This window comes from Pseudomonas sp. P7548 (assembly GCF_013386585.1).
Classification (GTDB): Bacteria; Pseudomonadota; Gammaproteobacteria; order Pseudomonadales; family Pseudomonadaceae; genus Aquipseudomonas.
In genome coordinates this window covers 306713-321553 of record NZ_JACARO010000002.1, presented here as the reverse complement: position 1 = coordinate 321553, position 14841 = coordinate 306713, and the positions used below count along the sequence as shown (strand labels likewise).

Sequence of the window (14841 nt, the reverse complement as noted above, 5' to 3'; positions counted from 1 at the left end):
AGTACAGCACCAAAACGGCGCCGAGGGCGGTGCCATGGTGCAAGTGACGCACATATTTGTGGCGCGGGTGTGAAGCGGGGGTGGGGAATCTACCCAGTCAGCGGGCGTTGTGCCGGGTATTGAGCGCTTGGCGCAGGTGGCGAATTTCCACCAGTTTTTTGCGCATCTCCCGATGGCGCTTGCTGTTGAGTGTCAATAATCCGAGCAATGGGAATAACAGCGCCAACCCAAATAGAACCTTCTGAGGCTGGTATTGAACCATTGGAAACACAAACAGCAGGCAGCCGGCGTAGATTCCCACCATCACCCACACCCAGGAGGGTCGGCCTCGCAAAATCATAAAGTTGCTGTGGACCGTCAATAGAATCAGCAGCGCCCCGACAGACATGATCTTGAGCCCCACTTGGGCAAGGGGCGCATCACGAAAATAGGTAATGAACGCCAACGCCACAGCCAATGCCAAAGAAAAACAGGCGGCAAATACGCTGCCCATAAACGTCAGAAAGTATTGTCTGAAAAAGTCGCGCAGCGTGATCAATTCGCTCATTCGTTGACCTCCTCGTACAACCCGATCGCGATGGTATTGATGTTTCCGGAATAGGCGCTCCCACCAAACCCAATCGTTGCGCCCAAAACGTCTTTAATTTGGGTGGTCGTACTGTGCTTGAGCTGCGTAGGGGTGAAACGCTTGGTGAGTTCACCCGATGCCTGCCTGAGCTTGAGCAACTTCGAGGTCAAACTTGGATCATTGATGCTCAGCAGTTCTTTCGTCAGTTTGGCCCTTTCCTGGCGATTCAAACCGCGAAGCACTTCCCGCAGGCTCTTGCCCGTCGAGGCCTTAGCGACCTTGACCAACTTAACCGTCGTGAGGGCCGAAGCGCCAACGCCTGCCAGCGAAGCAGCGTCCAGCACAATGGAAGCATTCTGGTACCAACCTTCGCTGTCGAGCCAATCGTTTACCTCTGGCTTGGCAACTTCCAGCGCTGTGCGGGCAATACCATTGAAACACTGGAGCGTACTGGCGCCGGCAGCTGCATACCCCACCACCACGATGACGGAACTGGCGCCAGCACTGAAAGGCACCAGGATTGTTCCACTGGCGATCGCCGCCCAACTGATGACAGCGCCCAGGCAGGAGATCCCGGTATTCACGGCTTCACCGATGAGGCGAGATTCGCGAGGGTTACTCACCACATGCTCAGCAAACTGCGCCGGCGCGATGTACTTCTGTGCCTCGCGCAAAATGATGCGCTTGGGCTTGATGCTGCAAATGGGCTTGAATTCACGCAGGGTCACGACATTGAAATCGGCGTCGATATACACCACGCCTGCACCGACGATACCAGGGTCGGCATCAACGGCCGCGAACAGGCGCGGCAGGTTGATCTGGCTTTCAATACGCTGGCGCGCCATGAATTGGGAGCGGTTGGAGTCCATGCCGATGGAGGCCAGAGGGTTGCCCATAAGTGTTCTTCCTTGAGGATGATGTTGGCCATACTGGCCTCATCGCGGGCAAGCCCGGCTCCCACAATTCAACCGTGTGAATCCGATCAACTGTGGGAGCTGGCTTGCCTGCGATGGCGATTCAATGGGCGCCACCTTAACAAACAGGCTCGCCAGCGAATAGAAAGCAAAACGCCAGCACGAGGCTGGCGTTTTGCTCATTCAGGCTGCGATCAACGCGGCACGACCGGCTTGCGTGCAGGCTTGCCGCCCTTGCCCTTGGCGGCATCGCTGCGCTCCTTGGCGGCCTGCTTGTTGCGGGCCTGGGCCGCGGCCTTGGCTTGTTCGCGCTTGTCCCACGGATTGCTGCCATCACTGCCACGCGGCGGCAAGCCGGTGTGCTGGGTGAGGATCCTGGTGGTGGTTTCCTTGGCGACCTTGTGGCTGCCAGCCGGCGTCGAGTTCTTGCGACGGGCGCTCTGGTAGCTGTCGGTATTGGGCTGGTGCAGTGGAATCAACTGGTCCTTGCCCGGCCCGATCAAGTCGGCGCGGCCCATGCGGGTCAGCGCTTCGCGTAGCATCGGCCAGCCTTTCGGGTCGTGGTAGCGCAGGAACGCCTTGTGCAGGCGGCGTTGCTCCTCGCTCTTGACGATGGTCACCGCGTCGCTCTTGTACGTGACCTTGCGCAGCGGGTTCTTACCCGAGTGGTACATCGCAGTGGCGGTGGCCATCGGCGACGGGTAGAACGCCTGCACCTGGTCGGCGCGGAAGCCGTTGCCCTTGAGCCACAGGGCCAGGTTCATCATGTCTTCATCGGTGGTGCCCGGGTGGGCCGCGATGAAGTACGGGATCAGGTACTGCTCCTTGCCCGCTTCCTTGGTGTACTTCTCGAACATGCGCTTGAACTTGTCATAGCTGCCAATGCCCGGCTTCATCATTTGGTTGAGCGGACCTTCCTCGGTGTGCTCCGGGGCGATCTTCAGGTAGCCACCGACGTGATGGGTGACCAGCTCTTTGACGTACTCCGGCGATTCCACGGCGAGGTCGTAGCGCAGGCCGGAGGCGATCAGAATCTTCTTCACACCCGGCAACGCACGGGCGCTGCGGTACAACTGAATCAACGACGAGTGGTCGGTGTTCAGGTTCGGGCAGATGCCCGGGAACACGCACGACGGCTTGCGGCACGCGGATTCGATTTCCGGGCTCTTGCAGGCAATGCGGTACATGTTTGCGGTCGGGCCGCCGAGGTCGGAGATCACACCGGTAAAGCCCGGGACCTTGTCGCGGATCTCTTCGATCTCGCGAATGATCGACTCTTCGGAACGGTTCTGGATGATGCGGCCTTCGTGCTCGGTGATGGAGCAGAAGGTGCAGCCGCCGAAGCAACCACGCATGATGTTCACCGAGAAACGGATCATGTCGTAGGCCGGGATCTTCTCCTTGCCATACGCCGGGTGCGGAACCCGGGCGTAGGGCATGCCGAACACGTAGTCCATTTCTTCGGTGGTCATCGGAATGGGCGGCGGGTTGAACCACACATCCACTTCACCGTGCTTCTGCACCAGGGCGCGGGCGTTACCCGGGTTGGTTTCCAGGTGCAGCACGCGGTTGGCGTGGGCATAGAGCACCGCGTCGTTGCGCACTTTCTCGACCGACGGCAGGCGAATCACGGTCTTGTCGCGGGTCATCTTCGGGCTGGCCAAAATCTGCACGACCTTGGCTTCTTCCGGATCGTCCTGCGGCCCCTTTTCCTGCTCGATGGCACAGGCCTGGGTGTCCTGGGTATTCACGTACGGGTTGATGATCTTGTCGATCTTGCCCGGACGGTCAATACGGGTGGAGTCCACTTCGTACCAGCCCACCGGCGTGTCACGGCGGATGAACGCGGTGCCGCGCACGTCGGTGATGTCTTCAATCTTGTGACCCCACGACAGGCGCTGGGCAACTTCGACAATCGCGCGCTCGGCGTTGCCGTACAGCAGGATGTCGGCGGTGGCGTCGATCAGGATCGAGTTGCGCACGCGGTCCTGCCAGTAGTCGTAGTGGGCGATGCGGCGCAGGGAGGCTTCGATGCCACCAAGTACGATCGGTACGTTCTTGTAGGCTTCCTTGCAACGCTGGCTGTACACCAGGCTGGCGCGGTCCGGGCGTTTGCCAGCCATGCCGCCAGGGGTGTAGGCGTCGTCGGAACGGATTTTCTTGTCGGCGGTGTAGCGGTTGATCATCGAGTCCATGTTGCCGGCCGCGACGCCGAAGAACAGGTTCGGCTCGCCGAGCTTCATGAAGTCGTCTTTGGACTGCCAGTTCGGCTGGGCAATGATCCCGACGCGGAAGCCCTGGGACTCCAGCAGCCGGCCGATGATCGCCATGCCGAACGAAGGGTGGTCAACGTAGGCATCACCAGTGACGATGATGATGTCGCAGGAATCCCAGCCAAGCTGATCCATCTCCTCCCTGCTCATGGGCAGGAATGGCGCTGGACCGAAACATTCGGCCCAGTACTTGGGATAGTCAAATAACGGCTTGGCTGTTTGCATGACGGTGACCGGTGTTGAGATGAAAAATCGCGGGCGCGGAATATAGCACAAATTTTGACCAATTCCGACGGCAGCAGTCGGAATTGTGGAGAAGCCATCGCGGGCAAGCCCGCTCCCACATTTGAAGGTAGTTGCAGTCCAAGTGTGGGAGCAGGCTTGCCCGCGATGAGGCCCTTACAGGCGCAGGAGCACTACTCGTCGTCGTCGAAGTTATAGCTGCCCGGCGCGAGGTTCTCGAAGCGGGTGTACTTGCCGATGAACGCCAGGCGGATAAAGCCGATCGGGCCGTTCCGCTGCTTGCCGATGATGATCTCGGCAATGCCTTTGTGTTCGGTCTCGGGGTGATACACCTCGTCGCGGTACACAAACATGATCACGTCGGCGTCCTGCTCGATCGCACCCGATTCCCGCAAGTCGGAGTTCACCGGGCGCTTGTTGGGACGTTGTTCCAGGGAACGGTTGAGCTGGGACAACGCCACTACCGGGCAGTTGAATTCCTTGGCCAGGGCCTTGAGGGACCGGGAAATCTCGGAAATCTCGTTGGTACGGTTGTCACCGCTGGAACCCGGGATCTGCATCAACTGCAGGTAGTCGATCATGATCAGGGCGATGTCGCCGTGCTCACGCACCAGGCGGCGGGTACGCGCGCGCATCTCGGAGGGGCTGATGCCCGCGGTGTCATCGATGAACAGCTTGCGGTCGTTGAGCAGGTTGACCGCCGAGGTCAGGCGCGGCCAGTCGTCGTCTTCGAGTTGGCCGGAACGCACCTTGGTCTGGTCGATACGGCCCAGGGACGACAGCATCCGCATGATCAGCGATTCACCTGGCATCTCCAGGGAGTACACCAGCACGGCCTTGTCGCTGCGCAACACGGCGTTTTCCACCAGGTTCATCGCAAAGGTGGTCTTACCCATGGACGGACGGCCGGCGACGATGATCAAGTCGGCGGGCTGCAGGCCGCTGGTCTTCTCGTCGAGGTCGGTGTAGCCGGTGGAAATACCGGTGATGGCCGCATCGGTGTTGAACAGCGTGTCGATACGGTCGATGGCCTTGGTCAACAGCTCGTTGACGCCCACCGGGCCGCCGGTTTTCGGGCGGGCTTCGGCGATCTGGAAGATCTGGCGCTCGGCTTCGTCGAGGATCTCTTCGGCGGTGCGCCCTTCCGGGTTGAAGGCACTGTCGGCGATCTCGGTGCTGATGCCGATCAGCTGGCGCAGCGTGGCCCGCTGGCGCACGATCTGGGCATAGGCCTTGATGTTGGCGACGGATGGCGTGTTTTTCGCCAGCTCGCCGAGGTAGCCCAGGCCGCCGACTTGGGAGGTCTGGCCTTCCTTGTCCAGCTGTTCGGCCAGGGTCACCACGTCGATGGGCGAGTTCTGGTCGGCCAGCTTGGCAATGGCGCGGAAGATCAGGCGGTGGTCATGGCGATAGAAGTCACCGTCCGAAACTTGATCCAGCACGCGTTCCCAGGCGTTGTTGTCCAGCATCAAGCCACCGAGCACGGCCTGTTCGGCCTCGATGGAATGCGGCGGCACCTTCAGGGCAGCGGTTTGCAGATCGTATTGCTCAGGAGCTGAAATATCGTTCATGGCCACTTGGAATTTGGGGTGTGTAGAAAAACAAAAGGCACGACCTGTAAACAGGATCGTGCCCGATGTTAACCGCCTGGCACGCGAGGTGCCAGTCAGTTAGGTGCGGCTTAAGCTGCTACCACGACAACGCGTACGGTGGCTTCAACTTCGGCGTGCAGGTGCACGGCTACGTCGAATTCGCCTACGTTGCGGATGGTGCCGTTCGGCAGACGAACTTCGCTCTTCTGCACTTCAACGCCGGAGGCGGTCAGTGCATCAGCGATGTCGTGGGTGCCGATCGAACCAAACAGCTTGCCTTCGTCACCAGCGGTGGCAGTGATAGTCACTTCCAGCTCAGCCAGTTGGGCAGCGCGAGTTTCGGCCGACGCTTTTTTGTCTGCTGCTGCTTTTTCCAGCTCAGCACGACGCTCTTCAAACGCAGCCAGGTTGGCAGCGGTTGCAGCGGTGGCTTTGCCGTATGGCAGCAGGTAGTTACGACCGTAGCCGGCCTTAACGTTCACTTTGTCGCCCAGGTTGCCCAGGTTGGCGACTTTTTCCAGAAGGATCAGTTGCATGTGAAAATCCTCTAACTTTTAACCTTCACCGTTCGCGTTATCGGCGTCTTTCGGCGCCAGACGACCGCGAAAATCAATCAGGCCGTCGACAATGGCCAAGACCACGAGTAACGGATAGATCAGCTGCATGAACAGCAACAGCGTGACGTACAACCCCACCAGCCAGAACTTGGCCAGGCGCTTTCGCGCAACAAGCCCATGAATCAAGGCCAGCCCGGCAAACACCAGCGGTACGCTGCAAATCGGCGCCAGCAAGGCCATCTGTGGACCGAAGTTCGGCCCGACAACCATGCACGCCAGCAGCAACATCGCCGGCCCCGCGGGAATTCTAATACTGCGAAACTCGCGACCAAAACCACCCGGGTTATACAACAACGCCTGCCAATAACGCCCAAGAATCAGGCTCAGCACGCTGACGACCTGCAACAATGCCGCAATCAGGCCGGTCAGGACCGGGGCAATCAGTGACGCGAACCGCGCTCGCTCATCTACCGTCAACTGCTGGTAGAGATCCCCGAGGGCCAGCGGCAGGATCTTGACGATCTCTTGTGCCAGCGCCTCGATTTGCGGGCGGAAAGCCGCGCCAAGCATCACTGAATACACCAAACCCAATGCCACGCTGACCAGCAGCGTGCGGACCCAGGACTCACTTGCGCGTAAAACCAACGCAAGGCTCGATGACCCCAGCAGTACCAGAAGTACCCGTGGATCACCGAATTGCAGCCACCAGATCAAGGCCGGCAACAATCCCAGGGCAAGAACGCCAAGGGCGTCCTTCAAACCGCGCCGCAGCAGCACAAGGCAACCTGCGGCAGCACCCAACCAATAAAGCAACGGCAATGCCGCACATCCAGCCACTACCAGAGTGGCCTGCACGCGACCGCGCATGATGAACTCAGCTAAGGCGCGCATGCATTCAATCCCTTACTACTTGTCGACTGCCCGGTCTCAGCGGCCGTGGCTGTCGGTGTAGGCCAGCAGGGCCAGGAAGCGGGCGCGCTTGATAGCGGTGGCCAGCTGACGCTGATAACGAGCTTTGGTACCGGTGATGCGGCTTGGAACGATTTTGCCGGTCTCGGATACGTAGGCTTTCAGAGTGTTGAGATCTTTGTAATCGATCTCTTTCACGTCTTCAGCGGTGAAGCGGCAGAATTTACGACGACGGAAGAAACGTGCCATTTGATAGGCTCCTTAAAAGGTCCGTGGATTACTCGTCAGCGTTATCGCTGTTGTCGCTGTCATCACCATCAACGCCTTCGGCGTCGGAGTGCTCAGGACGGTCGCGACGCTCACGGCGCTCACTGCGGTTTTCTTCAGCCTTGAGCATCTCGGATTGGCCGGTAACGGCTTCTTCGCGACGGATGACCAGGTTACGGATCACTGCATCGTTGTAGCGGAAGTTGTCTTCCAGCTCGGCCAGGGCCTTGCCAGTGCACTCAACGTTCAGCATCACGTAGTGAGCCTTGTGAACATTGTTGATTGCGTAGGCCAGTTGACGACGGCCCCAATCTTCCAGACGGTGGATTTTGCCGCCGTCTTCTTCGATCAGCTTGGTGTAACGCTCAACCATGCCGCCGACTTGCTCGCTTTGATCCGGGTGGACCAAAAAGATGATTTCGTAATGACGCATGAATGCTCCTTACGGGTTGTAGCCTGCCGCTCAAAAACGGTCAGACAAGGAGTGAATGACACTTATGGATCTTGCCGCAGGGAGGCACATAGGTACCTGCCAGGAAGGCAAGGGGCGCAATTGTAGAGAAGGGGGAGAAAGGGCGCAAGGTGATTGGTGATTATTTGAACAATCTACCAATCGTCACAAACCCCATTGCAGGAGCCGGCCTTTGTGGAAGCCGGGCTTGCCCGCGATGCAGGCACCTCGGTCTTTCAGCATTACCGAGGTGATGCTATCGCAGGCAAGCCAGCTCCCACACAAGCCGGCGCCTACAGGGAGGGGATTACTTCTTGGTCTTGGCCTTGGCGCCGCGCTGGCGCTGGGCTTCGAACAGGCACACGCCGGTGGCGACCGACACGTTGAGGCTGCTGACGCTGCCAGCCATCGGCAGGTGCACCAGGTAGTCGCAATGCTCACGGGTCAGGCGGCGCATGCCTTTGCCTTCGGCTCCCATGATCAGGATGGTCGGGCCAGTGAGGTCCTGGTCATAAATGCTGACCTCAGCCTCCCCCGCCGTGCCCACGACCCACAGGCCGCGCTGCTGGAGTTTCTCCAGGGTGCGCGCCAGGTTGGTCACGGCCACCAGCGGAATCACTTCCGCCGCGCCGCAGGCCACCTTACGCACCACGGGCGTCAGGGTCGCAGACTTGTCCTTGGGCACGATCACCGCCAGCGCACCGGCAGCATCCGCCGAACGCAGGCAGGCACCGAGGTTGTGCGGGTCGGTCACGCCGTCCAGCACCAGCAACAGCGGCGCACCTTCGGTACGATCGAGCAGTTCGTCGAGCATGGCCTCACCCCAGACCTGGCTCGGGCTGACGTCCGCCACCACGCCCTGGTGGACGCCTTCGACCCACGCATCCATCTCGCGACGCTCGGCCTGGCCGATGGCAACCTTGTTTTGGGTAGCCAGCTCGACCAGCGCCTGTACGCGCGGTTCGCTGCGACCTTCTGCCAACCACACCTGCTTGACGCGCTTAGGGTGGTGACGCAGCAGTGCTTCTACGGCGTGCACGCCGTAGATTTTTTCCAGACTCATGACTTGGCCTTAGGTTTGCGCGACCCGCCGCTCTTGGCAGGGGCCGAACCCGCTTTTGGCGGGCCTTTACGGTGTTTGCTCGGTTTGCCCGACGGTTTTTCCGACCCGTGGGACTTTCCCCCAGACGCCGCTTTACCACCGCTTTTGGCTTCGTTGAGCAACTGCTGCTTCAACTCACGGCTCTTGCGCACTTCGGCGTTTTTCGCCGCCGCGTCGCTTGGGCGGTAGGCTTCAGGGGCCTTGTCCTTGGCAGAAGAGCGGCGAGCCGGCTTGGCTGGCGCAGGCTCGGTGGCAGCTGCTTTCGCAGGAGCGTCTTTGCCCTTAGCGGCCGGCGTCGCGGTTTTGCTGCCGCGGTTTTTACGGTTGCCAGGCGATTCGGCCGGCTTGTCGGACATGCCGAAGTCGATCTTGCGCTCGTCGAGGTCGACGCGCATGACCTGTACTTCCACCGTATCGCCCAAACGGAAGCTGCGACCGGTGCGCTCGCCCGCCAAGCGGTGATGCACAGGGTCGAAATGGTAGTAGTCACCCGGCAAGGCAGTGACATGCACCAGGCCTTCGACGTAGATATCGGTCAATTCGACGAACAGACCAAAGCCGGTCACGGCCGTGATCACGCCCGGGAACGATTCGCCCACGCGGTCTTTCATGAACTCGCACTTGAGCCAGTTCACCACGTCGCGGGTGGCTTCGTCGGCACGGCGCTCGCTCATCGAGCACTGCTCGCCCAACTGCTCCAGGGCCGCTTCGTCGTACGGATAGATCCGCGCCTTCGGAATGGTCATGGCGCCAGCACGCTTGACGTGCGGGGTGTTCTGCTTGGAATGGATCACGCTGCGGATGGCGCGGTGCGTAAGCAGGTCCGGATAACGACGGATCGGCGAGGTGAAGTGGGTGTACGCCTCGTAATTCAGGCCGAAGTGGCCCTGATTATCCGCGCTGTACACCGCCTGGCTCAGGGAGCGCAGCATCACGGTCTGGATCACGTGGTAATCCGGACGATCCTTGATGCTGGCCAGCAGAGCCTGGTAATCCTTCGGCGTCGGGCCGTCCTTGCCTTTGTGCAGGGACAGGCCGAGCTCGCCAAGGAACGCACGCAGTTTTTCCAGGCGCTCTGGCGGCGGGCCGTCGTGCACGCGGTACAACGCAGGAATTTCGTGCTTTTTCAGGAACTCAGCGGTGGCCACGTTGGCCGCCAGCATGCATTCCTCGATCAGCTTGTGCGCGTCGTTGCGCGTCGTCGGGGTGATCGCGGCGATCTTGCGCTCGGAACCGAAGACAATCCGGGTTTCCTGGGTTTCAAAATCGATCGCGCCACGGGTATGACGGGCGCCCAGCAGTACCTTGTAGAGCGCATAGAGCTGCTTGAGGTGCGGTACCACACCGGCGTATTCGCCACGCAAGGCCTTGGCTTCGCTGGTCTTCGGTGTTTCCAGGATGGTGCTGACCTTGTTGTAGGTCAGGCGTGCCTGGGAGTGGATCACCGCTTCGTAGAACTGGTAGTCGGTCATTTCGCCGGTTTTCGAGATAGTCATCTCGCACACCATGGCCAAACGGTCGACTTTCGGGTTCAGGGAGCACAGGCCGTTGGACAATTCCTCCGGCAGCATCGGAATCACGCGCTCGGGGAAGTACACCGAGTTGCCACGCACCTGGGCCTCGGCGTCCAGGGCCGAACCGATCTTCACGTAGCTGGAGACGTCGGCAATCGCCACGTACAACTTCCAGCCACCGGAGAACAGGCGCAGCTTGCCTGGCTTGGCTTCGCAGTAAACGGCATCGTCGAAGTCGCGGGCGTCTTCACCGTCGATGGTGACAAACGGCAGATGGCGCAGGTCGATGCGCTTCTCTTTGTCCTTCTCTTCCACTTCGGGCTTGAGCTTGCGTGCTTCTTTGACGACAGCTTCAGGCCAGACGTGCGGGATATCGTAGGTGCGCAGCGCCACGTCGATTTCCATGCCCGGCGCCATGTAGTTGCCGACCACTTCGATCACGTCACCCTGCGGCTGGAAGCGCGGGGTTGGCCAGTGGGTGATCTTCACCTCGACGAACTGGCCGATCTTGGCATTGGCGTTGCGACCCGGGGTGATCAGCACTTCCTGCTGCACCTTGGGGTTATCCGGCACGACAAAGCCGATACCGCCTTCTTCGAAGTAACGCCCCACGATGGTCTCGTGACCACGGGACACCACTTCGACGATCACGCCTTCACGACGACCGCGACGGTCGAGGCCGGAAACGCGCGCCAAAGCGCGGTCACCGTCGAACACCAGGCGCATTTGCGCCGGGCTCATGAACAGGTCATCGCTGCCGTCGTCCGGGATCAGGAAGCCAAAGCCATCACGGTGACCGGCGATGCGGCCCAGGATCAGGTCGAGCTTGTCCACGGGCGCGTAGGTGCCACGGCGGGTGTAGATCAGTTGTGCGTCGCGCTCCATGGCGCGCAGGCGGCGGCGCAGCGCTTCGAGTTGGTCTTCGGTGGTCAGACCGAATTCTTCAACCAGCTGCTCGCGGCTAGCAGGCGAACCCCGATCGGCGAGATGCGCCAGGATCAGTTCGCGGCTAGGAATAGGGTTTTCATATTTTTCCGCTTCACGAGCGGCCTCGGGATCGAGGGACTGCCAATCGGCCATTAGAGAGTTTTCACCTTGTCTATATGCGGGTTAGTTTGGCATACGCGTATTGAAACGGGAAATTTCAGGCATCAACAAGCGTTTAAAAGCCCTTTCCAGCCCCCGCGGCGCACCTTGCATGACCATTGGCGAAAAATTCCAGGCTTTTTTCATGGCAGGGGTTTACAGCTCAAAATCCGCTCCGTATAGTGCGCGCCATCGACGACGGCAACGTTGTTGATGCTGCCCAGGTGGTGAAATTGGTAGACACGCCAGCTTCAGGTGCTGGTGATCGCAAGGTCGTGGAAGTTCGAGTCTTCTCCTGGGCACCAATTTCAAACTCAAGGTTATGCCTTGAGTCTCCAGAAACCCGCGAAAGCGGGTTTTTGCGTTTCAGGCCTTTGATTTTTAACGAGATTTTTGATTTATATTTTCGAATCAGGGGTTTACAGATCAAAAAGCCCTCCGTATAGTTCGCTCCATCAACAGCGCAAGCGCTGCTGACAAGCCCAGGTGGTGAAATTGGTAGACACGCCAGCTTCAGGTGCTGGTGACCTTACGGTCGTGGAAGTTCGAGTCTTCTCCTGGGCACCACATTCAGATCAAACCCGCGAAAGCGGGTTTTTTCGTTTCCGGGGTTTGAAAACTTATTCCCCCGATTCCCTCCTCGTCCGCACCTGAGAAACTTTATCGTTTATCCTTGCAACGATTTGTTGCACTCAAGTGAGGAACACCCCGGATGATGATCCGTGATACCCGTCTCAAGACATCCCTTCTGCGTGGCCTGACCATCACTCTGCTCGGCCTGACCCTGCTCTCTCCCACCGCCTACTCCGCCGACAAAGTCTCCCTGACCTTGTACAACGGCCAGCATAAAGAAGTTGGCGACGAACTCGCCAAGGCCTTCGAAGCCAAGACCGGCATTCACGTCAACGTGCGCAAAGGCAGCAGCAACCAGCTGGCCAGCCAAGTCGTGGAAGAAGGCGACCGCTCCCCTGCCGACGTGATCTACACCGAGGAATCGCCGCCCCTGAACAAACTCGGCGAACAAGGCCTGCTGGCCAAGATCGACGCCAGCACCCTCGACGTACTGCCCAAGGATTACGTAGGTGCCAATGGCGACTGGATGGGCGTGACCGCACGCACCCGCGTCGTGGCCTTCAACCCGAAACTGATCGCCGAGAAAGACCTGCCCAAGTCCGTAATGGATTTCGCCGGCCCCGAGTGGCAAGGCAAGGTCGGCTTCGTGCCCACCAGCGGCGCCTTCCAGGAGCAGGCCGTGGCGATCATCAAGTTGCACGGTCGTGAAGCGGCCGAAGAATGGCTGACCGGCCTGCGCGCATTCGGCAAGGTGTACAGCAACAACATGGTCGCCCTCAAAGCCGTGGAAAACGGCGAAGTGGCCACCGTGCTGGTGAACAACTACTACTGGTTCGCCCTGAAGAAAGAAAAAACCAACCTGGACTCCCAACTGCACTACTTCACCAACGGCGATGTCGGCGGCCTGATCACCGTGTCGTCCGCCGCCGCGCTCAAATCCAGCAAGCACCCCAAGGAAGCCCAGCAATTGCTGGCGTTCATGGCCAGTGAAGAAGGCCAGCGCGTGATCACCAATACCTCGGCCGAATACCCGTTGCGCAAGGGCATGGAATCCAACCGCGGCCTCAAGCCTTTCAGCGAACTGCAACCACCGAAAGTCACCCCGGCGGACCTTGGCAATGCTGAAGAAGCCCTGGACCTGGAACGTGACGTTGGCTTGAACTGATGACCCCATCGTTGACCGCCCCCACCCTGCGTGGGGGCTTGAGCCCCAGGCGCAAACGCCCGTCGATCTGGCTGCTGCTGCCAGTACTGTTGCTGGTGGGCCTCAGCCTGCTGCCGCTGGTGTATGTCGGGCTCAAAGCGTGGCAAGCCGGCTGGGCGCAGGCCCTGCACCTGTTGTGGCGGCCTTATGTCTTCGGGCTGCTGCGCAACACCCTGGCGCTGATGGTCGGGGTCACAGTGACTTGCGGCGTGATCGGCCTGTCGCTGGCCTGGCTGCTGGAACGCAGCAACCTGCCGGGGCGGCGCATCTGGGGCGTGATTCTGTGCCTGCCGTTTGCGGTGCCGGCGTTTGTCAGCAGCTTTACTTGGGTGTCGCTCAGCGCGAACTTCGAAGGCCTGGGCGGGGCGATCCTGGTGATGAGCCTGTCCAAATACCCGCTGGTGTTTCTGCCGGTGGCGGCGACATTGCGCAATCTTGATCCCTCCCTGGAAGAATCGGCCCGCACCCTGGGACTGAATCGCTGGGGCGTGTTTTTGCGCATTACGCTGCCACTGCTGTGGCCTTCGCTACTGGCCGGTGCACTGCTGATCGCGCTGCACATGCTGGTGGAATTCGGCGCCCTGTCGATCATCGGCCTGCAGACCTTCACCACGGCGATCTACCAGCAATTCGAGCTGGAATTCAGCAATGCCAACGCTGCGATGCTGTCCGCAGTGCTGCTGGTGATGTGCCTGACCCTGCTGTGGCTGGAGTTGCGCGTGCGCGGCAAAGGCCGACACGTGCGCATCGGCCAGGGCGCGGCGCGGCACGCCGAACAAGTAAGGCTGGGCAAGTGGGCGCCGCTAGGGCAACTCTATTGTCTGGTGCTGGCAATCATCGGCAGCGGTATACCGCTGGGGATGCTCGGCTACTGGCTGGCCGTGGGTTCGTCAGCCGCGTTTCCGGCTGCCGAGATCGGTGAGGCGCTGCTGTCATCACTGGCGCTGTCTCTGGGGGGCGCGGCGTTGTGCCTGGTGCTGGCGGTACCTGTCGGGCTGTTGGTGGTGCGCTATAAAGGCCCGTTGGCGATCTGGGCTGAACGCCTGCCTTACCTGCTGCACGCCCTGCCCGGCCTGGTGATTGCGCTGACGCTGGTGTATTTCGCCCTGCATTACGTGCCTGCGCTGTATCAGACCTCGGCACTGCTGTTGATCGCTTATGCGCTGCTGTTTTTGCCGCTGGCCCAGGCGCCGATCCGTACGGCGCTGAACAAGGCTGCTCCGCAGCTTGAAGAGGCTGCACGCACGCTGGGGGCTTCATCGTTCAGTGCGTTTTGCCGGGTGACCTTACCGATTATTTTCCCGGCGCTCGGCGCTGCATTTGCATTGGTATTCCTGGATGCGATGAAGGAATTGACCGCGACGTTGCTGCTTAGCCCGACAGGGTTGAATACATTGGCGACGGCGGTGTGGGCGCATACCTCGAATGTAGAGTTTGCGGCGGCGGCGCCTTATGCGGCGCTGTTGATTCTAGTGTCAGGGTTGCCGGTGTATTTGCTCACGACTCGGATGTATCTGAGCCGTTGAGATCGCTTTCGCGAGCAAGCCCGCTCCCACATTTTGAAATGCATTCCAAATGTGGGAGCGGG

The 14841-nt window shown here is 60.1% G+C and carries 12 protein-coding genes and 2 tRNA genes; 4 read left to right on the top strand and 10 right to left on the bottom strand.

Going from position 1 to position 14841, the window contains the following annotated elements; translation table 11 throughout:
* Nucleotides 1-97: 97 nt before the first annotated feature.
* From HX803_RS01950 to rnr, 10 genes are all read right to left on the bottom strand, one after another.
* On the bottom strand, nucleotides 98-547 hold the full coding sequence (locus tag HX803_RS01950; protein ID WP_178918688.1) for a hypothetical protein: 450 nt from the start codon (nucleotides 545-547) through the stop codon (nucleotides 98-100).
* Nucleotides 544-1464 (bottom strand): NAD synthetase, encoded by a 921-nt coding sequence (locus HX803_RS01945; protein WP_178918687.1) that lies wholly within the window; start codon nucleotides 1462-1464, stop codon nucleotides 544-546. Before HX803_RS01945 ends, HX803_RS01950 begins: the two co-directional genes overlap by 4 nt.
* 212 nt (nucleotides 1465-1676) lie before the next feature.
* Entirely contained in the window at nucleotides 1677-3980 is a 2304-nt protein-coding gene (locus HX803_RS01940; RefSeq protein WP_178918686.1) for a YgiQ family radical SAM protein, read from the bottom strand.
* A gap of 191 nt (nucleotides 3981-4171) precedes the next feature.
* Nucleotides 4172-5569 carry a replicative DNA helicase gene (dnaB, locus tag HX803_RS01935; RefSeq protein ID WP_016972593.1) on the bottom strand — a complete coding sequence of 466 codons (1398 nt, stop codon included), beginning with the start codon at nucleotides 5567-5569 and terminating at the stop codon, nucleotides 4172-4174.
* 110 nt (nucleotides 5570-5679) lie between these two features.
* Nucleotides 5680-6126: a 50S ribosomal protein L9 gene (rplI, locus tag HX803_RS01930; protein WP_003171376.1), complete on the bottom strand. Its 447-nt coding sequence runs from the start codon at nucleotides 6124-6126 to the stop codon at nucleotides 5680-5682.
* A gap of 18 nt (nucleotides 6127-6144) precedes the next feature.
* Nucleotides 6145-7038 carry a hypothetical protein gene (locus HX803_RS01925; RefSeq protein WP_178918685.1) on the bottom strand — a complete coding sequence of 298 codons (894 nt, stop codon included), beginning with the start codon at nucleotides 7036-7038 and terminating at the stop codon, nucleotides 6145-6147.
* Nucleotides 7039-7074: 36 nt separating this feature from the next.
* Nucleotides 7075-7305, bottom strand: coding sequence for a 30S ribosomal protein S18 (gene rpsR, locus HX803_RS01920; protein WP_002551829.1), 231 nt, complete (start codon nucleotides 7303-7305; stop codon nucleotides 7075-7077).
* Between the two features lie 28 nt (nucleotides 7306-7333).
* Nucleotides 7334-7756 carry a 30S ribosomal protein S6 gene (gene rpsF, locus HX803_RS01915; protein ID WP_008035342.1) on the bottom strand — a complete coding sequence of 141 codons (423 nt, stop codon included), beginning with the start codon at nucleotides 7754-7756 and terminating at the stop codon, nucleotides 7334-7336.
* Between the two features lie 325 nt (nucleotides 7757-8081).
* The gene (rlmB, locus tag HX803_RS01910) at nucleotides 8082-8837 is read right to left on the bottom strand and encodes a 23S rRNA (guanosine(2251)-2'-O)-methyltransferase RlmB (protein ID WP_178918684.1); all 756 of its coding nucleotides are present in this window, start codon (nucleotides 8835-8837) and stop codon (nucleotides 8082-8084) included.
* Nucleotides 8834-11470: a ribonuclease R gene (gene rnr / locus HX803_RS01905; RefSeq protein ID WP_178918683.1), complete on the bottom strand. Its 2637-nt coding sequence runs from the start codon at nucleotides 11468-11470 to the stop codon at nucleotides 8834-8836. The genes rlmB and rnr overlap by 4 nt, the downstream gene beginning before the upstream one ends.
* 224 nt (nucleotides 11471-11694) lie before the next feature.
* Here rnr and HX803_RS01900 point away from each other — a divergent pair.
* From HX803_RS01900 to HX803_RS01885, 4 genes are all read left to right on the top strand, one after another.
* Nucleotides 11695-11781: transfer RNA gene (locus HX803_RS01900), tRNA-Leu, on the top strand.
* A 175-nt stretch (nucleotides 11782-11956) separates the two neighbouring features.
* Nucleotides 11957-12043, top strand: a tRNA-Leu gene (locus HX803_RS01895).
* A 145-nt stretch (nucleotides 12044-12188) separates the two neighbouring features.
* A complete protein-coding gene (locus tag HX803_RS01890) occupies nucleotides 12189-13214 on the top strand; it encodes an iron ABC transporter substrate-binding protein (protein ID WP_178918682.1) in 1026 nt (341 codons plus the stop codon).
* Nucleotides 13214-14779, top strand: a complete 1566-nt coding sequence (locus HX803_RS01885; RefSeq protein ID WP_178918681.1) for an iron ABC transporter permease — start codon at nucleotides 13214-13216, stop codon at nucleotides 14777-14779. Before HX803_RS01890 ends, HX803_RS01885 begins: the two co-directional genes overlap by 1 nt.
* The last annotated feature ends 62 nt before the right edge of the window (nucleotides 14780-14841 follow it).